16 protein-coding genes are annotated in these 19,161 nt (G+C 43.0%); 9 read left to right on the top strand and 7 right to left on the bottom strand.

All coding sequences use genetic code 11. The features are described 5' to 3' along the window. Positions 1-103 precede the first annotated feature (103 nt). The 4 genes from purS to V7K62_RS21930 all read left to right on the top strand — a co-directional run bounded on the left by purS (position 104) and on the right by V7K62_RS21930 (position 2,753). Entirely contained in the window at positions 104-382 is a 279-nt protein-coding gene (purS, locus tag V7K62_RS21945) for a phosphoribosylformylglycinamidine synthase subunit PurS (protein ID WP_334867771.1), read from the top strand. A gap of 79 nt (positions 383-461) precedes the next feature. After that, a complete protein-coding gene (gene purQ / locus V7K62_RS21940; RefSeq protein WP_334867769.1) occupies positions 462-1,136 on the top strand; it encodes a phosphoribosylformylglycinamidine synthase subunit PurQ in 675 nt (224 codons plus the stop codon). A gap of 400 nt (positions 1,137-1,536) precedes the next feature. Further along, a complete protein-coding gene (locus V7K62_RS21935) occupies positions 1,537-2,061 on the top strand; it encodes a DUF937 domain-containing protein (RefSeq protein ID WP_334867767.1) in 525 nt (174 codons plus the stop codon). A gap of 137 nt (positions 2,062-2,198) precedes the next feature. After that, positions 2,199-2,753, top strand: coding sequence for a pyridoxamine 5'-phosphate oxidase family protein (locus V7K62_RS21930; RefSeq protein ID WP_334867765.1), 555 nt, complete (start codon positions 2,199-2,201; stop codon positions 2,751-2,753). A 63-nt stretch (positions 2,754-2,816) separates the two neighbouring features. On the opposite strand, the gene cls is transcribed toward V7K62_RS21930, so the two are convergent. The 3 genes from cls to V7K62_RS21915 form a co-directional block, all read right to left on the bottom strand. Further along, complete coding sequence (gene cls / locus V7K62_RS21925; protein ID WP_334867763.1) at positions 2,817-4,259, bottom strand: cardiolipin synthase; 1,443 nt, start codon at positions 4,257-4,259, stop codon at positions 2,817-2,819. An 8-nt stretch (positions 4,260-4,267) separates the two neighbouring features. Then, entirely contained in the window at positions 4,268-5,107 is an 840-nt protein-coding gene (locus tag V7K62_RS21920; protein ID WP_334867761.1) for an endonuclease/exonuclease/phosphatase family protein, read from the bottom strand. A gap of 270 nt (positions 5,108-5,377) precedes the next feature. Next, positions 5,378-6,019: a transaldolase family protein gene (locus V7K62_RS21915; RefSeq protein WP_334867759.1), complete on the bottom strand. Its 642-nt coding sequence runs from the start codon at positions 6,017-6,019 to the stop codon at positions 5,378-5,380. A gap of 236 nt (positions 6,020-6,255) precedes the next feature. On the opposite strand from V7K62_RS21915, the gene aqpZ reads away from it, so the two are divergent. The 3 genes from aqpZ to V7K62_RS21900 all read left to right on the top strand — a co-directional run bounded on the left by aqpZ (position 6,256) and on the right by V7K62_RS21900 (position 10,247). After that, on the top strand, positions 6,256-6,954 hold the full coding sequence (gene aqpZ, locus V7K62_RS21910) for an aquaporin Z (RefSeq protein WP_334867757.1): 699 nt from the start codon (positions 6,256-6,258) through the stop codon (positions 6,952-6,954). 287 nt (positions 6,955-7,241) lie between these two features. Next, a complete protein-coding gene (locus V7K62_RS21905) occupies positions 7,242-9,767 on the top strand; it encodes a sigma 54-interacting transcriptional regulator (protein WP_334867755.1) in 2,526 nt (841 codons plus the stop codon). Between the two features lie 141 nt (positions 9,768-9,908). Then, positions 9,909-10,247, top strand: coding sequence for a hypothetical protein (locus V7K62_RS21900; protein WP_334867753.1), 339 nt, complete (start codon positions 9,909-9,911; stop codon positions 10,245-10,247). 166 nt (positions 10,248-10,413) lie between these two features. Here the strand turns inward: V7K62_RS21900 and V7K62_RS21895 are convergent, their stop codons facing one another. Next, positions 10,414-11,295, bottom strand: coding sequence for an Rpn family recombination-promoting nuclease/putative transposase (locus V7K62_RS21895; RefSeq protein ID WP_334867751.1), 882 nt, complete (start codon positions 11,293-11,295; stop codon positions 10,414-10,416). 445 nt (positions 11,296-11,740) lie between these two features. Here V7K62_RS21895 and V7K62_RS21890 point away from each other — a divergent pair, with 445 nt between their 5' ends. Both V7K62_RS21890 and V7K62_RS21885 read left to right on the top strand, forming a co-directional pair. Next, positions 11,741-15,259 carry a HEAT repeat domain-containing protein gene (locus tag V7K62_RS21890; protein ID WP_334867749.1) on the top strand — a complete coding sequence of 1,173 codons (3,519 nt, stop codon included), beginning with the start codon at positions 11,741-11,743 and terminating at the stop codon, positions 15,257-15,259. Positions 15,260-15,400: 141 nt separating this feature from the next. After that, positions 15,401-15,610, top strand: coding sequence for a hypothetical protein (locus V7K62_RS21885; RefSeq protein WP_334867747.1), 210 nt, complete (start codon positions 15,401-15,403; stop codon positions 15,608-15,610). A gap of 253 nt (positions 15,611-15,863) precedes the next feature. On the opposite strand, the gene V7K62_RS21880 is transcribed toward V7K62_RS21885, so the two are convergent. The 3 genes from V7K62_RS21880 to V7K62_RS21870 form a co-directional block, all read right to left on the bottom strand. Beyond that, positions 15,864-16,343 carry a hypothetical protein gene (locus V7K62_RS21880; protein WP_334867745.1) on the bottom strand — a complete coding sequence of 160 codons (480 nt, stop codon included), beginning with the start codon at positions 16,341-16,343 and terminating at the stop codon, positions 15,864-15,866. 484 nt (positions 16,344-16,827) lie between these two features. Further along, the gene (thrS, locus tag V7K62_RS21875) at positions 16,828-18,678 is read right to left on the bottom strand and encodes a threonine--tRNA ligase (protein ID WP_334867966.1); all 1,851 of its coding nucleotides are present in this window, start codon (positions 18,676-18,678) and stop codon (positions 16,828-16,830) included. Positions 18,679-18,924: 246 nt separating this feature from the next. Next, positions 18,925-19,047 (bottom strand): hypothetical protein, encoded by a 123-nt coding sequence (locus V7K62_RS21870; protein WP_334867744.1) that lies wholly within the window; start codon positions 19,045-19,047, stop codon positions 18,925-18,927. Between the last annotated feature and the right edge of the window lie 114 nt (positions 19,048-19,161).

The following is a 19,161-nucleotide window of genomic DNA, read 5'->3' as shown; positions in this document are numbered from 1 at the left end:
GATGGGCTAATTGATCAATTAACTTTAACCGCTTCGTAATCTTATTTTCACTCAGTTAGAGCATAAAGTTATAGTATACCGATCGCAGCATTCAGCAAAAACCGTGCAAACCAAGTATCTAGCCAAAATTTTCGTGACCCTTCGTCCTTCAGTCTTAGACCCCGCTGGTGTGGCTGTACAATCCGGTCTTAAGCAACTGGGATACGATAACGTTGACCAGGTGCGGATTGGCAAGTACATTGAACTCACCATCACCTCAACTGATGAGAAGAAAGCGCGTCAAGACCTTGATAAAATTTGTGACCAAATGCTATCAAATCCCGTAATTGAAAATTACCGCTTTGATATGATTGAGGTCGAAACTCAAACTGGGGTATTTTAGGGATTGGGCATTAGCCTTATTCGTTCTCCCCCTGCCTCCTGCCTCCTGCCTCCTGCCTCCCCACTCCCATTGAGTAATCATGAAATTTGGTGTTGTTGTTTTTCCCGGTTCTAATTGCGATCGCGATGTTGCCTATGTAACCAGAGATTTACTGGGGCAACCAACTCGCATGGTTTGGCATCAAGAAACAGATATTGCTGATTTGGATGTCGTGATTATACCTGGTGGCTTTAGTTACGGGGATTATCTGCGCTGTGGTGCGATCGCGCGTTTTTCACCCGTGATGCAGCAGGTTGTGGAACACGCCCAAAAGGGTAAGTTTGTCCTCGGTATTTGCAATGGGTTTCAGGTATTAACTGAAGCTGGACTTTTGCCAGGGGTGTTAACCAGAAATCAAGATTTGCATTTTATTTGCGATCGCGTCCCCTTGAAAGTCGAGCGTACTAATCTCTTATGGACGCAAGCTTATACAACTGGTGAAGTGATCACTTTGCCCATTGCCCACGGAGAGGGGCGATTCTACGCTGATGCAGCCACTCTCGCAGAAATTGAAGATAACGGACAAGTCGTGTTTCGCTATGAAGGAGAGAACCCCAACGGTTCACTGAACAACATCGCCGGGATTTGCGATCGTCGGGGCAATGTGTTGGGAATGATGCCGCACCCAGAAAGGGCGTCAGACGCAATGCTGGGGGGTAGTGATGGCTTGAGGTTGTTTCAGGGATTGTTAGAGAAGGTAGCGGCATTAGCGTAGAGCAAATATCGGGCAAATAGGTTAGGCGTTTGGCGATCGCTGTCTGAAAGATAGATGAACATTCTTCTACAGACGGCGATTATATTTATTTTGGTGGAGACTTTGAAGCATTTTTCACAACCAAATCACGACGCATTAGTACGGTTTTAGGGCTAGCAATGCCTGCGGCGGGCTACGCCTACGCATATCAGATTTTGGTAGAAAAACATCAGGGTAAAATTACTTATTTGTAATCGGTTGAGCGATTTCTCATCCTTGAGCTAGTAGCTGTTAAAATTTTATTCGTTCATTATAAAGCTCACGTGTTTTAATCTTTTAGTAGACTTACAAAAGTGCGTGTACACAAAAAACTTCCAGCCAGTTTTGACAAGTTTTTAAGAACAAAGAGAGAAACAAACTTATGGGACTTTTCGATCAAATTCTTGGTGCTGTCACTAATCCCAATCAACAGGGGAGCATAGGTCAACTAGGAAGTATTGTCAATACTGTACAGCAGTTAAGCAGTAGCACAGGCGCAGACCCTTCTACCATCGAATCAGTTTTGTCAATTGTGGGTGGTCAAGTGCGTTCTGCTTTACAAGACAAACAAGCCACAGATGGTAATGAAGCCACACAAAATTTAGTCAGTCAATATGCTGGTACTTCTCCCAACCCTCAAGCCGTCGATTCGCTATTTTCCCCTCAGATACAACAGCAAGTAGCTGAAGTTGCTGCCCAGCGCACTGGTTTGGATGCTGGTATAGTTCAACAATTGCTGCCTTTGGCAGTACCTTTGGTGCTAAAGTTTTTGCAATCAGGTGCCAATGCTCAAAATCCCCAAGCTGGCGGAAATCCTGTATTAAATTCCTTCTTAGATGCTGATGGCGATGGTGATGTCGATATCGCTGATGCCATCCAAATGGCTAATCGGTATATGAGACAGTAACACTTTTCTCCACTCCTAACTCCTAACTCCCCACTCCCTTGCGATAAGCCAGACATCGACAATTAGACCTTGCGAGATTTTTAGCTAAGACATAGGCTGAGAACATGATAAATTTGCAAATATAAATCAGACAGTCTATGTCTAAATTATTTGACTCTATTACTGAGGAACTGCAAGACTTTATTGCTGCACAACACCTTTTCTTTGTTGGCTCTGCACCTTTGAGTCCTACAGGTCATGTTAACTTGTCTCCTAAAGGTCAGGACTGCTTTCGCATCCTTTCCCCCAACCGTGTAGGTTACTTAGACCTTACAGGTAGTGGTAACGAAACATCAGCCCATTTGCAAGAAAATGGGCGGATAACCTTCATGTTTTGTGCCTTTGAAGAACCCGCGTTTATCCTGCGTCTTTACGGTCAAGGAAGCACGATTTTACCGAGTTCTCCAGAGTGGGACTCGTTGTATTCTCAGTTTTTGCCGATACCTGGAACTCGTCAAATTATCGTCGCTGACATTGAAAAAATCCAGACTTCGTGTGGTTTTGGCGTTCCACTCTATGAATATCGAGGTCAGCGCCAGACTCTAGTAAATTGGGCCAGCAAAAAAGGCGAAGAGGGAGTTCGAGAATATCAACAGCAGAAAAATCTTGTCAGCATTGACGGTTTAGTGACACCACTGAGTAAATTACCCTAACTTTGCCTGATGGATTATTCTATTCATCCATATATTATTAGATGTTGGGGCAATTATTAGTAATTAAAGTAAAGGAGTCAGCAATCGAGAGACTCTCACAGCTAACTTGAACCAAAAAGGTTTTTTATCGTACTCATTAAGATCGACAGCAACACAAACCGCTAAATCATCCTCTAACATCTTTTTCACACTTTGGACAAAGCCAGACTCGGTAACAAAACCCATAACTTCAAAATTTAGGGAAAAAGAGCGATTATCTAAGTTAACAGTTCCTACCCCTGCTAGATTCTCATCAATGACTATAATTTTCTGGTGCATAAACCCATTTTTGTAACGATACAATTTGATACCGATTTTTTCCATTTCGGTGTAGTAAGAGAAGGAACATAAATAAACAAATAAATGATCGGGTCGATTTGGTAAGAGAATTCGCACATCGACACCTCGCATTGCTGCCAGTTTTAAGGCTGACAATGTTGCTTCGTCCGGCACAAAGTATGGACTAGCAATCCAGAGATGAGTTTGAGCTTGATTAATTAGTTCAACGAAAAAAAGCTTACAAGCTGGTAGCTGATCTGCGGGGCCTGTAGGAAGTATGAATACAGTTTGATTAGTTTCGCGATTAATTTTTACCTGCCAGTTAACTTCGATAAGTTTTCGAGTCGCCCAATACCAATCTCGCACAAAGGAGTTTTGTAGGCTTTGTACACTTGGCCCTTCAAGCATGATATGAGTGTCGCGCCAAGGACTCAAGCGAGGATTTTTTCCTAAATATTCATCACCAATATTTAGTCCACCTACAAATGCTATTTCTCCATCCACTACTAGAATTTTCCGATGATTGCGAAAATTAAATTGGAACCGATTACCCTGACCTTTTGTAGTGTTAAATGCACTCACTGCAATTCCATGCTGTTGTAGAGACTGGATATAAGGGTGAGATAATTTCTTTGAACCAATTTCATCGTAGAGAAAATAGATACTTATTCCTTGCTTGGCTTTAGCAATCAACGCTTCTTTAAACTCATTACCTGATTGGTCATCGTTAACAGTATAAAATTGAAACAAAATATAATTTTTCGCCGATGCAATCTTTTTCAGCATCGCTTCATAGGTTTGCTGACCATTAATTAGTAATTCGACAGCATTGCCTGATGTGAAAGCAATTTCTGTAAAAGCCTCCGCTAAGGGTTGCAACTGGGCTAGATTATCTGGTGGCGCAACCTGAAATTTAATCAGTTCACTATAAGTCGAATGAAAAAGCTTATAGTGTTGTGCATAGACAGAGCGGAGTGTTTCAGCATATCCATGAAATTTAGTTCTTCCTAAAATCCAATACAACGGAATCGCTAGCCAGGGAAAGGTAATTAGAGAAATGCTCCAGGCAATTGCCCCTTGGGAAGAACGCACATTCATCACTGCATGGGCTGCATGTATAACTCCCACGAGATGAACAACAACTGTAGCTGTGCTAAAAATAGCTAGAACACCAGCATCTACAAGCATCTTAATTTTTATTGAGTATTGGTATAAGTAAATTCTGCCAGCAATGGCTTATGATCGGATGAACAAATTTGGTCTAGCACTTTAGCACTAGCTTTCTTGACACTGATATCTCGATAAAAGATATGATCTAAAGGAGGTGATAACAGAAAGCGTTTAATTTTCTCCTTCTCATCAGGTGCGAAAATTACAGGCGTTAATCCTAATTGCGTTGTTACTTGATTGAGGATAACTGCTCTTTTTCGACTCCAAGTATTGAAATCCCCTGAAAATATTAGTGGCCCCCGATGTATAGATAAGGCTCGCTCTAATTCATTTAGTTGGATTTTAAATTTATTTAAATCTACAAAGTTGATCAGATGAGTATTGATTGTCAGGAGAGTTGTGCTTTGTTCAGATAGCAGATACTCAGTGATTAAAGAAATTTTAGGAGTTTTAACAATCGGCTCATAATGTTTAGTAGTTATAACTTTTTTGGTAATTGGACTGATTGTCGATGCTGTAAAGATTCCTGAATAAGTTTGATGATGAATATCTAGAAAATTAGGAGCAAAATTCCAATTCATTTTCAGCCATTTCGACCATTCGTCTGCTTCTAACTTTAGAGAAAACTCTTGTAGGAATATGAGGTTTGGTTGATCAGCTTCAATTATTTTTGAAAAATCTTTTAGCCAAATTTTATTATAGTTTTGTTTAGCAATATTCCAACTGAGAACTTTAATGGATTTACCGTTAATTTCTGTTTGAATGGAATTCTTTTTATCAATTGTGAGTTCTTCTAAACGAAGAAATCTATAACTCGGAATAAATTTCGTAACGAGAGTGTTTACGTGTTCTGGAATATTAGGCATTACTAATATTAAAATGGATTTATTCTAGGTTAACGCTATTAAACAGTCGTTAGAGAAGAATAGCACGTTTGGAAAGCTATAATCTATGCTCCATAAGCACTAGAGCTTGAACAGTGTCGGGATGGAACGGGCGATTTTCCTGGATATAACTTACAGTTTACCAGGGTGGCTTAAGAGAGCGATCGCAATCCTAAACGATTGACAATTTAGTGGGAGACTAAAATCCAAAAATTACGAATTACGTAGCTTGCTTCTCGCTGGAGGTGAGTATTAAGAATTAGTTAAACCGATGCCTCCTTTAGCGAATTCTTCAACAGTTTTTTGTGAGAATTCATGAGTTGCGATCGCTTGCAACATTGCCAGTGGTAAAGTCAAATGATCCGCCCCGGCTTGCAATGAGGCGGCTGCTTCTTCAGGAGATTTGATACTAGCTGCCAAGATTTCCGTATCACTACCCTTGAGTACGCTAGCCATATCCCGCACTAAAGCAATACCGTCACCTAACAATCGGGTAGCTCGATTTACATAAGCTATGGCAATTTTAGCTCCTGCTTCCCGTGCTACTGCTGCCTGGGCTGCACTATAAATCGCTGTCACCGAACAGGTAATTTCTGTTGATAGACTCGCCACCACTTCAAAACCTAACGGTGTTGCGGGAATCTTCAAAATTGTTTGTGAACCAATAATCTCGAAAGCTTTTCTACCTTCAGCTAGCATCCCAGCTTTATCGGATGCCATAAGTTGATAGTATAACGGGCCATTCGTCAAGGCAACCAATTTTTTGAGCGTGGTTTCTGGTGGAGTATCGCTTTGAGCCAACAGCGTGGGATTTGTTGTAATGCCTTTCACCCATCCCCAAAGCTTAACAACTTCAGCTTCCGATGCGATCGCCGAGTCTAGATAAATTGCCATAATTTGTCCCTGATCAACTCTCAGATATTTCAGATATTAATGTACAATAGCCACACGTGATTCGGGACAAGTTACAGCAGTTATAAATTTAATTTTTAATCAAGTTTTTAAATCAGGCAACCAACAGTATATCGTTACGTTTTATACTTAATAATTAAGAAATGAGTATTTATCTTAGTCTTATTCGGCTAATGTGTACAAGTATCAATCACGTATAGCCAGTTATAGCATTTCTCATGAATCGTTACTCGTTAGCCAAACGATGTTTTGCGGAAGCTCTAGGTACAGCTTGGTTGGTTCTGATGGGCGTGGGTACTGCGGTTATCTCTGGTACAGTACCTTGGGTTGGAGTTACTGGGGTGGCGATCGCTTTTGGCTTAAGTTTGTTGACTGCTGCTTATACTTTTGGTTCTATCAGCGGATGTCACATCAACCCCGCAGTCACAATTGGTTTTTGGGTAGCCAAGCAATTTTCTTTCCGAGACGTTTTGCCATATATAGGAAGTCAGATTCTCGGCGCAATTTGGGGGACTACTATCCTGTTTTTGATTTGCATGGGCAAGCCTGGGTTTACAACAGCCGACTTTGGTTCTAATGGGGTGGGAATTCACTCACCTGGTAACTATAGCTGGTGGGCTTGTGCATTAGCCGAATTGACTGTTACCTGTGGCTTTGTGCTGCTGATCTTGAGCGTCACATCTTCTCCCGCTTTCAAGCAGTCTGCACCCATCCCCATAGGTTTAGGGCTTACCTTGGCGCATCTTATCCTGATTCCAGTGACAAATGCCAGCGTCAATCCCGTGCGATCGCTAGCTACAGCTATCTTTACTCGCGGTTGGGCATTGACTGACCTTTGGATTTTCATCGTGTTCCCAATTTTAGGTGGAGTTTTGGCGGGCATGGTTGTCCGATGGTTGCAAGAAGCAGACATTTAATACTACTCACAGGCACATTCTCACCTAACAGCTTTATGACTTATGCACGAGTCACGGAAGAATCAAACCGCATAGGTACAGAGGAAGCATTGTAATAAGAGTTACGAAATTATTTGCATAAGCCCTGAACTTCACTGAGGCGGTGGCGATGCCATACGCCAACACGGAATCATGGGTATATGGAACGGACATGATATAACTTGTCATGTATCGCCACACGCAGATATTTTGACATACCCTTTCAGGGATAATTCTTGTTATACAGCAGCCTAGAGGGAGAACTTAATATGACATCTCCAGAAACGGTTATATGGCTACAAGAACGCACAAGTTTAGGAATTCTCTCAGATGAAGTGTTAAATGCGATCGCACAAGTAATTGAAAAACAAGTTGTGAGTGCCGAAACTGACTTAGTTAGCGAAGGCAATTCTCCAGAAGCCCTTTATATTCTTGTAGAAGGTCAACTCGAAAGCAATACTACCAATCAAACCAATCCAGCTTTAGCTTGTGGATTCCTTCCCGGTGCAGTGATTGAACTCAAAGAATTGCTGTTGGATGAATTAACTGCATTCACAATTACTACAGTAACCGAATGTCACTTGTGGGTTGTACCTGCTGCTAAATTTCGGGAATTAGCCACCCAATACCCCGAAATTGCTCAGGCTTTTTCGCGTCAATTAGCTCAAGAATTAGCTCAGGTAACATCTGCACTTGGCTATGAACAAGAACGTTTCCTCGCCTTGCGGCCATATTTAGTCACCAAGGCGCAACGGGGAATTGTCGGTACAAGTCGCTATGCTGTGCGGCTGCGGGAGCAAATTCGCGAAGCAGCTGCTGACCGCGAATCAGTGGATATTTTCGGAGAACCAGGGTTAGAAAAAGACAATATAGCAGCCCTCATCCACTTTGGTTCTCCCAAACGGCGAGAACCAATTATTAAAGTAAATTGTGGTATTCTCCAAACTAGCGGTGCAGATTTATTCGGTCGCGCTGGCGGCAAACCAGGACTTTTGGAATGGTTGGGGGAAGGTACTCTAGTTCTCAACAACATCCAAGAATTACCTGAAGAATTATTACCTCCCGTGACGCAGTTGCTCAAAACTGGTACATATACCCCGGTCAGTCGTTCTGGAGAGCCAGCCACCCAACCTCGTCCCAGTAAAGCCAGAATTCTGATTGTTTCAGAAAAAACTCAGCCGGCAGTTGAACGTTCTGTTGGTCACATTATTAAAGTACCACCGCTACGGGTGCGGAAAGCTGATATTCAAACACAAGTTGAATATTATACCAGTCTCTACACTCGCTCTAGAGGCGTTTCTAAACCGCACATGACCCCAGAAGCTCTACGTCGCCTCCAGTCTTATGATTTTCCTGGCAACCTCAAGGAATTGAAAAATCTGGTAGAAAGAGCGATCGTGCAAGCTGAGGGTGCCAATGAATTAACAGAAGAAATTTTCTGGCCAGCCGAAACTAAGAAAAAACGATTTCGGGTGAATCTGTTAAATGCCTATCCTCCTTTGCGGCGGTTTTTACGTAGTCCCTGGTGGCCCGATCGCATTAACTATGGTTTGACTGCAACGGCTTTTGCGATTATTGTTGCAGTCTTATTTATTGGGCCACAAACTCGCGATCGCAATTTCGTCTTAAATCTATTTTGGGCTTGGTGGTGGCCTTTCTTCTTATTTCTCTTTCCCTTTTTGGGACGTATCTGGTGTTCTGTTTGTCCCTTCATGATTTACGGGGAAATTACCCAAAAGCTCTCTTTATGGCTGTGGCCTCGAAAACTCAAGCGCTGGCCGAGAGAACAAGCTGAGAAATGGGGCGGATGGTTCATGTTTGGTTTGTTCTCCCTAATTTTCTTATGGGAAGAACTCTGGCATTTAGAAAATACAGCCTACCTTAGTGCTTGTTTGCTGCTGTTAATTACTGCTGGGGCGATGATTTTCTCTGCTCTTTTTGAGCGGCGATTCTGGTGTCGGTATCTGTGTCCCATCGGCGGGATGAATGGTTTGTTTGCCAAACTCTCAATGACGGAACTCCGGGCACAGCAAGGGATATGTTCTGCTAGTTGCACCACTTATCAGTGTTATAAAGGTGGGCCGCAAAAAGGCGAAGGGCTGGAAACTAATGGATGTCCTTTATACTCCCACCCAGCCCAGTTAGAAGATAACAGAGATTGCGTATTGTGTATGACTTGCCTCAAAGCCTGTCCCCATCGTTCCGTTGAATTCAACTTGCGTCCCCCTGGTATTGAACTGTGGACAACTCATGTACCCCGCAGCTATGAAGTAGCATTATTATTTCTGCTATTGGGGGGTATATATCTGCATCGCTTGCCAGAATTGCAATCTTGGTTGGGCTTACAATTCGATTTAACTCAGTTTTGGCAGCACTTGGGATTATCGCTGCTAGTGTTAATTATCCCAGCGGCTTTTACCTTCGCGGCTTATGGCTTGCTCCAAGTCTTCAACTTTAACCGTAAGCCGCGAAAATTTGTAGAGCTTGCATATAGCTACCTACCATTAGTTTTGGGGGGAAACTTAGCTCACTATCTACGTTTGGGCTTGGGTGAAGGCGGGCGAATTTTACCCGTGACCTTTGCGACTCTTGGTTTGAGTGGTGAACAATTGCCAATATTAGTTGCTCACCCAGCTGTGATTGCCTTTTTGCAAGGTGCAACGATAATTTTCTCCGTGTTACTGACTATGTTATTAACGCAAAAGATTGCCAAGCAACCAGTGCGATCGCTCCTTTGGCAACACCTAGCAGCGATTGGGTTGGGAGTAAGTATGTGGGCGATTATCGTCTTTTAAGCTTCACATCCTCCACCAGGCGGTTTCTAATCGCCTGGGCTAGGTGCAAAATGTGAGTTAAGAACATTCTTCCCTACGAACGTGATAGAAAATACTTATATGATTTATGATTTTTGACTCATAGTATAAGGATTACAGATAATGCACGTTCTAAAAAGATCGATCAAACCAGCAAGTTATATATCGTTTCTCCACATTTACCAAACTACTTGGGGGACTGCTGGTGATATTTGTTTAATCCGTGAATCTGTAGCTGATGATAGTACAGCGAAGTTTGTTGGGCACAAAATCCAACTAGCAATTCCCAAAGGGTTAGAGCGCGATCGCATCGCCAACTGTCCGATCATCAAAGTTGCAGGTAATGTCGGCGACGGACATCCTAAAGAGCATCCCTTGGAATGGGAAGCTTATGAAGGTGTAAGTGAAGAAGTAGCTTTAGCAGCTCTCAAACCTTGGGGATTCAAGTTAATTGAGCTTTAATGCGGCAATCTGACAAGCTCAACTCGCTTTCGTTCTTCTGAAACTATTTTTTCCCCTAGTGCCATCAGACATTGGCTTAAATGGAAAAATTCATCTAATAGACATAGGAGTGAAATTAATTATGCGTTGCCCGAAATCCTTGGTAGGCATAATTCATAAATTGTACCTACGTTATTTTCACTCCTACGTCTAATGTACCAAACCAGGTTTCTAAATCCGCGATCGCCTGAAAATCCAATAATGCTTCACCGAGATTTTCTAATTGTTCTAAAGAGAGAGTTTCAATACGGTCTAGCACTTCTTGGGGTAATTCTCCCACCCGTCGAGTGAGTTGACGGAGAATGAGCAATTGCCCTTCCGCTTTTCGTCCGCGTTGTTCCCCACGTTGTTCTCCCCGTTTTTCTCCCCGTTGTTCGCCTTCAGCGAGAATTTCTTGATAAATTACTGACTCGCGCATCATACCCTCCCGAAATAATTGTCGAATCAAATCCTGATTGTATTTTAACCCCGCTAAGATTTGGGTGTAGGCGGAAATTTCTGGTCGTTGCCTTGGCTCAAGTTGATTAACTTTTTCCACAACTTGTTGTAATAAGGCTTGAGGTTGCATGGTTGCTGCCAATGGTGCTAAGGGTAATAAAGCTGGGTCATTGAGGAATGATTCAGGATTTTCTGACCACATTTGAATTACGCGATATTCATGACGAGTAGTTTCGACTGAAAAGACAGTTTCAATTACGGTTCCTGGTGCAGGAGGAAGTAATAATACGACAACTTGGGTTATGGGTAGACGATACAAACGATACAAGCGTACCCAATAATCTAGCATCCGCAACGGTAATGGTGGTGTAGATTCTAGTTTGGTTTGAAATTCCAGGTGGAGAATGCGTCCTTCTAGCTGTAAGAAGGTAACGTAATCAGCGCGAATCGGTTCAATACTCAATTCGGTTTTGAGAACTTTGACGGAAGTTTGCTCTGTACCCAAAACCCAACTAGCAAAACGTTCGGGATGTTTTTCGGACAGTAGTTTGCAGAGGTTATCAAAAGACATTAGCGATCGCTAACAATCAAACGAAGTATTGTTATTATCTCGTGCAGTGGTTTGAGTAGGCGATGTCTACGACTGGCGTAGCTGCGGCACCATCGCTCAGGGAAGCTCATTATTATTCTCTGGGTGTATCTTTTTAAATTCCTGTAGTATTTACATTAATATTCCATTTCTGGCTAGGTTGAGTTATCAGACGGTAAAAAGATAACTGTAGCGGTTCCTGATTTACTACTAAAAAACCTAACTCCCTTCTCTTTCTTTACCAGAGAAAGGGCACAAAGAGGCTTTATTTCTAAATAAATTAGGAATTATACAAATGTATCTGCACATAATTAAAAAGCGATCGTCGCCTTTTTACCTTTTTACCTTTATCCTGCTGTTGACTCTCCTCCTTGCCCTGCCTGGGGTAAGCACGAAAGTGCTTGGGATAAACAGGAATAATACGCTTGTGGTAAGCACGAAAGAACAGCCTAAGCCCAAACCAGAAGCATGGCAGATTAACGGTATCGTTGTTGCCCTTGAAGATGGATATGACGGAGTAAAGGGGTCTGCACTAGACAAATTAGTTAAATATGATCTAAAAGATTTAAAATCTCTGGGAAAGAAACCAGAAGATATTGCTCAAAAAGCTGCCAAAATCCTCAAGGATAAATCCGTTGACAAATATGTTCGTTCCAGTGCAGCATCGGCATTGGCAAATCTGGGGGAGGCTGCCAAACCCTACGTTCAAGACATTGCTGACATCCTCAAGGATAAAACCGTTGACTCAATTGTTCGTTCCGGTGCAGCATCGGCATTGGCAAATCTGGGGGAGGCTGCCAAACCCTACGTTCAAGACATCCTCGACTTCCTCAAAGATAAAACCGTTGACTCAATTGGTCGTAGAGGTGCAGCATTGGCATTGGGAAATCTGGGGGAGGCTGCCAAACCCTACATCAAAGACATCCTCGACTTCCTCAAGGATAAATCCGTTGAGGCTGATGTTCGTTCCGGTGCAGCATCGGCATTGGGAAATCTGGGGGAGGCAGCCAAACCTTACGTCAAAGACATCATCGACTTCCTCAAGGATAAATCCGTTGACTCAATTGTTCGTTCTGGTGCAGCATCGGCATTGAGAAATCTGGGGGAGGCAGCTAAACCCTACATCAAAGACATTGCTGACATCCTCAAGGATAAATCCGTTGACTCAATTGTTCGTTCTGGTGCAGCATCGGCATTGAGAAATCTGGGGGAGGCAGCCAAACCCTACGTCAAAGACATTGCTGACATCCTCAAGAATAAAACCGTTGACCCCTCTGTTCGTTCCGATGCTGCATCGGCATTGGGAAATCTGGGGGAGGCAGCCAAACCCTACGTCAAAGACATTGCTGACATCCTCAAGGATAAAACTGTTGACTTAAGTGTTCGTTCCGATGCAGCATCGGCATTGGGAAATTTGGGGGAAGCAGCCAAACCCTACGTTAAAGACATCCTCGACTTCCTCAAGGATAAAACCGTTGACAGTGTAGTTCTTTCCAGGGCAGCATCGGCATTGGGAAATCTGGGGGAGGCAGCCAAACCCTACGTCAAAGACATTGCTGACATCCTCAAGGATAAAACTGTTGACAAATATGTTCGTTCCAGTGCAGCATCGGCATTGGGAAATCTGGGGGAGGCAGCCAAACCCTACGTCAAAGACATCCTCGATTTCCTTAAGGATACAACCGTTGACAGTGTAGTTCGTTCCGATGCAGCATCGGCATTGGGAAATCTGGGGGAGGCAGCCAAACCCTACATCAAAGACTTCCTCAAGGATAAATCCGTTGACAGTGTAGTTCGTTCCGTTGCAGCACAGGCATTGGGAAATCTGGGGGATGGAGTCAAACCCTACGTTAAAGACATTGTTGACATCCTCAAGGATAAAACCGTTGAGAGTATAGTTCGTTTCGGTGTAGCAGAGGCATTGGGAAATCTGGGGGAGGCAGCCAAACCCTACGTTAAAGACATTGCTGACATCGTCAAAGATAAAACCGTTGAGAGTATAGTTCGTTCCAGTGCAGCAAAGGCATTGGGAAATCTGGGGGAGGCAGCCAAACCCTACATCCTCGACTTCCTCAAGGATAAATCCGTTGAGGCTGATGTTCGTTACGGTGCAGCATCGGCATTGGGAAAGATAGAACAACTCAACCTAAATAATATTGTTGTAATTCTGGATAGCATCTATGATGCAGGTCAATCAGAATTTGCACAGTGGCGATTTTTGACATATTTTCTGGGTGGCGGCACTGATGAAGTCAAAACACTGCTTAAATGGCTGGGCAGACCAAAAGCAATTCCTGCTCAATTGAGCCATGATCAAGGTGATAAAACTCTCAAACTCTTTGCCCAAGTTTGGGAACCAAGTCGAGATTTTGCACGATTACGAGAAGACTTAGCAAAGCAAATTGCTGTAGTTGCGAGAAAAGTCTCTTGGAAACCACAAGATATTGTGATTTTAGAAACTCACTACAACAACCTCAAAAACGCCGGATACAACGAAGCTGATTCACTGCAATCAGTAATAGTTAACCTCAAGGGTTGGCAGTGGTTTCTCAACGCCCGAACTATTATTTTAATTCACGCTGCCTTTTGGCTTCTCCTCATCTTCGCTTATCCCAAATTTCCCCAAGTCCAAGCCATCTTCTTCTGGAACCCTTGGGTAAGACGCATCTTAGGCGTGGGCTACGTCGGCTTTCTCCTCGCTTGGATTCCCTTTTTCCGTCGCAAATTATTTGAACCCTTCAAACCTTCTTTGTTAGCCGATGCCGGGTTAGATAATTTTAACCCCCAAACATACTTCCCAGAATCTCAGGTGAAAGTTCCCAGTGCAGAAAAACCCCAAGCAATTACCCAGGTGCTACCCAGCATCACCGGGCAAATTGTTCTAGAAGGTGATTCCGGCTTGGGTAAGTCGATGTTTCTGCGCCATCTGGTAAAAACCTCACCGCGCATTGTGGTTTATCTCCCAGCCCGCAAGTGCGACAAGGGGGTAATTGAAGCAATTCAAGCCAAGCTGCACGGGCAAGCACAAGATGCTGATTTTCTCAAGAATTTAATTTACAGTGGTGCATTAGATATCTGCATTGACGGACTCAACGAAGTCACAGCCGACACCAGGGCAAAAATTTGTCAGTTTGTCGAAAGCTACTTCCGGGGTAACATCATCATGACTACCCAGCCCCTAGAGTGGACACCACCCTCAACAGCCAAGATATATAAATTACAGCCCCTTGAGCCAGCCCAAATTCAGCAATTTTTGCTTACCCGTCAGCCACGATTCCCCAAAGATGCCAAAGTACAAAGTAGTGATTACAAACAAGCCTGCAATAATTACTTAACTCAAGCCTTCAGCAACCAGCAATCATCAGAGGAATTAGCTGCTAATCAAAGGGTTCTCTCTAACCCAATGGATTTAACTGTTGTGGCGTTAATGATCTCCCAAGGCGAATACCCCGACCTGTTTCACCTGCAAGAACAGCAATATAATTTGATGGCAGCCGAATACCTGCAAGAGTGGAACCAGGAATTTCCCTTAAAAAAATTCTCCGATGCTGTTTATCAAATGCGGCTTAACGATGAACAGGCGCTACCTGGAGATAAATTTCAGCAGGTAGTCCAGTCTTTAGAAGATGAGAAATATAAAATGGTCGTCAGCCGTCAGTGGCAAAACGAAGAAGGTGCAGCCAAGAGAGAATGGTATTTCCGCCACGACAAGATTATGGATTTCTTTTTAGTGCAGAACTTTCTGGGCGATAGTGATGAAGCGAAAAATCGGCTGATTGACCACATGGGCGATTCCCGTTTTCGTGGTGTCTACTTTTTGCTAGTCAACTTACTGCCTTTAGATGCTGCTAAAGAACTGAAGGAAAAATTAGTTCAATACGCCGCCGATACTAAAGACCATACTGTAAGTGATACCTTCGTGCAACTGTTGCGGCCAAGGTCGTGATATTAATTCGTAATTCGTAATGGGCTACGCCCCGCGATGCTAACGTAATTCGTAATTAAGAAAGAGACTTATAGGCTGAGGGCAAATTCTTGATTCAATTAAATTGAGTCTTTGATACTCGTGAATGAGTATTTGAACTGGATGAATCCACCTCTGAACTCCGTTAACGAGTCTTTGAACTGGATGAATCCACCTCTGAACTCCGTCAACGAGTCTTTGAACTGGATGAATCCACCTCTGAACTCCGTTAACGAGTATTTGAACTGGATGAATCCACCTCTGAACTCCGTTAACGAGTATTTGAACTGGATGAATCCACCTCTGAACTCCGTTAACGTAATTCGTAATTGAGAAAGAGACTTCTAGACTGAGAGTAAATTCTTGATTTAATAAAAATCTGACTTTTCACGTCATGTAGAAAAGCTAACGCTAAACCTGAGCAACGATCAAGTTTCCTTACTACGGAATGGAAGCGAGGTTTTCTAGATAAGAGTGAAAAGTCAGATATTAGAATGAGTGGAAAAAGAGATTGTGTTTGTCCTATCGCCAAGTAGAATCAATTCTCAGTTCACTTGGAACTAAGCTTAATAAATAGGCAAAAGGATTAACCACGTCCCCAGTCGCGATCGCGTTCATAGCGACGGTTATTGTCATAAATGTTGCGAAGGTTATTATCACGCTCATAACGACGATTATTATCGCGCTCATAACGGCGATTATTATCGCGCTCATAACGGCGATTATTATCGCGCTCATAGCGACGATTATTCTCGCGCTCATAAGGGCGATTATTATCGCGCTCATAGCGACGGTTATTGTCGCGCTCATAGCGACGGTTATTGTCGCGCTCATAGCGGCGATCGTTGTCACGAATGTTCCGAAGGTCGTTCTGGCGGTCAGAGTCATCATTTCTATGGTGACGACTCTGAAGTTCGTAGTTACCATCATCGTTGCGTTGATAGCCGTAGCTATCTAACCCAGCAAGATAAGACGCTGGTGTCTTAGCATCAGCTTTTGGAGAAATAGCCAAAGCTGAAGCAGATGCTATCAAGCCGGCGAGCAAAATAGAGGTAAAGCGGTTCATGATGTGAGTCAAAAATTATTGACAGTAATTTATGCAAGTCCAGTCTGTTTAGGAAGAGCAGATTCCACAAGTCTTTAAATCAATCCTAACAGTGTTGAATAACTAGAAAAGTTTTCTTGGGTGCGGTGATTGAGAAAAGTTTTGTCGTCTGTGATACTTTCTAATTTTCCACAGCCCGTTAAAAGTCAAAATTAAAATAAATCTTTCAACTCCATTAATAGAAATATGAGTGAAAAAAATGTAGAGACGTAGTACTGCTACGTCTCTACAAGAGTTCTGGATAACGCATATTTAATTTCTGGATCTATCTAATTAAGTCTTTGATTTAAATACGTTACGTAAGCGTTTGCGTAGCGTCTCGTAGAGAAGCTCGTCGTAGACATCGCTCCTTTCCCAACACCTAGACCATCGATTCAGTAAGCCTCAATACGCTACTAGGCAAGACGCACACTAATTATGATTAGTGTGCGTCTGCGGTTAGATTTTAGAAATTCTCGAACTTAGCGATCGCATCCTTCATCTTATCCACCACCTCATCTACAGGTATAACTCCCAATTCCCCAGAGGCACGGGTACGTATACTCAAGGTGTTGGTTTCGACTTCTTTCGCTCCCACCACAGCCATCACGGGTATTTTTTCTTTCTCTGCATTGCGAATTTGTTTACCCAAGCGATCGCCACTGGTATCAACTTCTGCACGGATGCCTAAGGCTCTCATTTTCGCCACCACATCTTTAGCAAAGTCTAGCTGTGTATCACCTACCGGCAATAATCTAGCTTGCACTGGCGCTAACCACAAAGGGAAATCGCCTGCATATTCTTCAATTAAGATCCCAATCAGCCGTTCCAGTGAACCAAAAGGCGCACGGTGAATCATCACTGGGCGTTTGCGAACACCATCTTCAGCAACGTACTCTAAATCAAAGCGTTCTGGCAAATTGTAATCTACCTGTACAGTTCCTAATTGCCACTCCCGATCTAGGGCATCACTAAAGATAAAGTCAAGTTTTGGCCCATAAAATGCCGCCTCTCCAATACCTTCAAAGTGTTCCATCCCCAAGGTTTCAACCGCACGGCGAATTGCACCTTCGGCTTTGTCCCAAACTTCATCATCACCGATGTACTTATCACTAGCAGGATCGCGGAAACTGAGTCTAGCTTTAAAGTTCTTCAGTTGCAGACTATTGAACACCGACAAAATCAAATCCACCACACTGAGGAATTCACTATCTAGCTGTTCTGGGGTGACGAACAGGTGAGAATCATCCACAGTAAAACCGCGTACCCGTGTTAAACCACCCAATTCGCCTGATTGTTCGTAGCGGTAAACAGTACCAAATTCCGCCAAGCGCATCGGTAGTTCTCGATAAGAGCGTAACTCACTCTTATATATTTGGATGTGAAAGGGGCAATTCATCGGCTTCATGACGAAGCCCTGTTCCAGTGCGGCAGCTTCCTGATCATCTGCCATTAAGGGGAACATATCTTCTTTATATTTCTGCCAATGTCCAGAGGTTTTAAATAAATCTACTCTGGCAATGTGAGGCGTTACTACAGATAAATAACCCCGTTTTAACTGTTCTTGCTTGAGGAAGTCTTCTAAAGTACTCCGTAACAAAGTACCTTTGGGTGTCCACAAGGGTAAACCCGGCCCCACTAGATCAGAAAATATAAATAATCCCAGTTCCTTACCCAGTTTTCGGTGATCTCGCCGCAGCGCTTCTTCTTTGCGTCGCTTATATTCGGTGAGTTGTTCTGGACTTTCCCAAGCGGTGGCATAGATGCGTTGTAATTGGGCTTTAGTTTCATCCCCACGCCAATAAGCACCAGCAACGCTTTCTAGTTCAATAGCTTTCGGGTTTAATTCACTAGTATTTTCCAGATGAGGCCCCGCACACAAATCCCACCATTCATTCCCCAGGTGGTAAATCGTAATTGGTTCCTCTTTGATATCTCCCAGAATTTCTAGCTTGTAAGGTTCCTTAATTTCCTGAATCCGGCGTGCAGCTTCTTCGCGGCTGACTTCTTCCCGAATTACTGGCAATTTACGATTGATAATCTTCGCCATCTCTTTCTTGATGGCTTTGAGATCATTTTCGCTAAATGGTTCTGGATTGTCGAAGTCATAGTAAAAACCGTTTTCAATCCAAGGGCCGATTGTAACTTGCGCCTTGGGAAACAGCTTTTGTACTGCCATTGCCATTACATGGGAAGCAGTGTGGCGAATCTTTTTTAAGTTCTCTGATTCGCTGGTACGCGGTAAATAAATTTTTTCAACTTGTTCTGACTGTTGTGACTGATTTGATGAATTTGGCGACATTGGCTGCTGAACCATTGGCGAAGTGATTACAAAAGGTGATTTATCTGAATCTGTAGGCTTATTCAACTATAACGACTTTGATTATCAAAACAGAATTCAAGAGTCAGGAGTCAGAATTAAGCATGAATTGGAGTCCAACAGGCGGATGAATTAAGGGGTTGAAGATTCCCACTAAATATACTTTCTTGAGTGGTGCTTCTAGGTAACGCGTTTGAATCCCCCACTATATTGATTTTGATTTCTGACGACTGAATTCAGAAATCAATCAGGGATAAAGATAAATTTTTGATTTCTTACCTGAGTGTCAAATTCAGAATTGCCCGCGTAGGCGTAGCCCGTCGTAGACATCGCCAAATTATCTGATAAATTGCAATTCGGTGTCATATATACCTACTAGATGCTTCTCCCAAGGCACTGTACAAACCTGATATCAAGACTATATAATAAATTATGTGTTTTTTGTTACATATTTTTACCTCCTCTAATTATGAGAGAAAT

It is taken from the genome of Nostoc sp., from assembly GCF_036917935.1.
Classification (GTDB): domain Bacteria; phylum Cyanobacteriota; class Cyanobacteriia; order Cyanobacteriales; family Nostocaceae; genus Nostoc.
Note: the sequence above shows the minus strand (reverse complement) of the source record. Positions and strands in the feature narration are given on the sequence as shown.

Bases quoted from the DNA above. Each gene is read 5' to 3' on its own strand.
- purQ (WP_334867769.1), top strand. From the start codon at position 462: ATGAAATTTGGTGTTGTTGTTTTTCCCGGTTCTAATTGCGATCGCGAT.
- V7K62_RS21935 (WP_334867767.1), top strand. From the start codon at position 1,537: ATGGGACTTTTCGATCAAATTCTTGGTGCTGTCACTAATCCCAATCAA.
- V7K62_RS21930 (WP_334867765.1), top strand. From the start codon at position 2,199: ATGTCTAAATTATTTGACTCTATTACTGAGGAACTGCAAGACTTTATT.
- cls (WP_334867763.1), bottom strand. From the start codon at position 4,259: ATGCTTGTAGATGCTGGTGTTCTAGCTATTTTTAGCACAGCTACAGTT.
- V7K62_RS21920 (WP_334867761.1), bottom strand. From the start codon at position 5,107: ATGCCTAATATTCCAGAACACGTAAACACTCTCGTTACGAAATTTATT.
- V7K62_RS21915 (WP_334867759.1), bottom strand. From the start codon at position 6,019: ATGGCAATTTATCTAGACTCGGCGATCGCATCGGAAGCTGAAGTTGTT.
- aqpZ (WP_334867757.1), top strand. From the start codon at position 6,256: ATGAATCGTTACTCGTTAGCCAAACGATGTTTTGCGGAAGCTCTAGGT.
- V7K62_RS21905 (WP_334867755.1), top strand. From the start codon at position 7,242: ATGACATCTCCAGAAACGGTTATATGGCTACAAGAACGCACAAGTTTA.
- V7K62_RS21900 (WP_334867753.1), top strand. From the start codon at position 9,909: ATGCACGTTCTAAAAAGATCGATCAAACCAGCAAGTTATATATCGTTT.
- V7K62_RS21895 (WP_334867751.1), bottom strand. From the start codon at position 11,295: ATGTCTTTTGATAACCTCTGCAAACTACTGTCCGAAAAACATCCCGAA.
- V7K62_RS21885 (WP_334867747.1), top strand. From the start codon at position 15,401: ATGAATCCACCTCTGAACTCCGTTAACGAGTCTTTGAACTGGATGAAT.
- V7K62_RS21880 (WP_334867745.1), bottom strand. From the start codon at position 16,343: ATGAACCGCTTTACCTCTATTTTGCTCGCCGGCTTGATAGCATCTGCT.
- thrS (WP_334867966.1), bottom strand. From the start codon at position 18,678: ATGGTTCAGCAGCCAATGTCGCCAAATTCATCAAATCAGTCACAACAG.
- V7K62_RS21870 (WP_334867744.1), bottom strand. From the start codon at position 19,047: ATGACACCGAATTGCAATTTATCAGATAATTTGGCGATGTCTACGACG.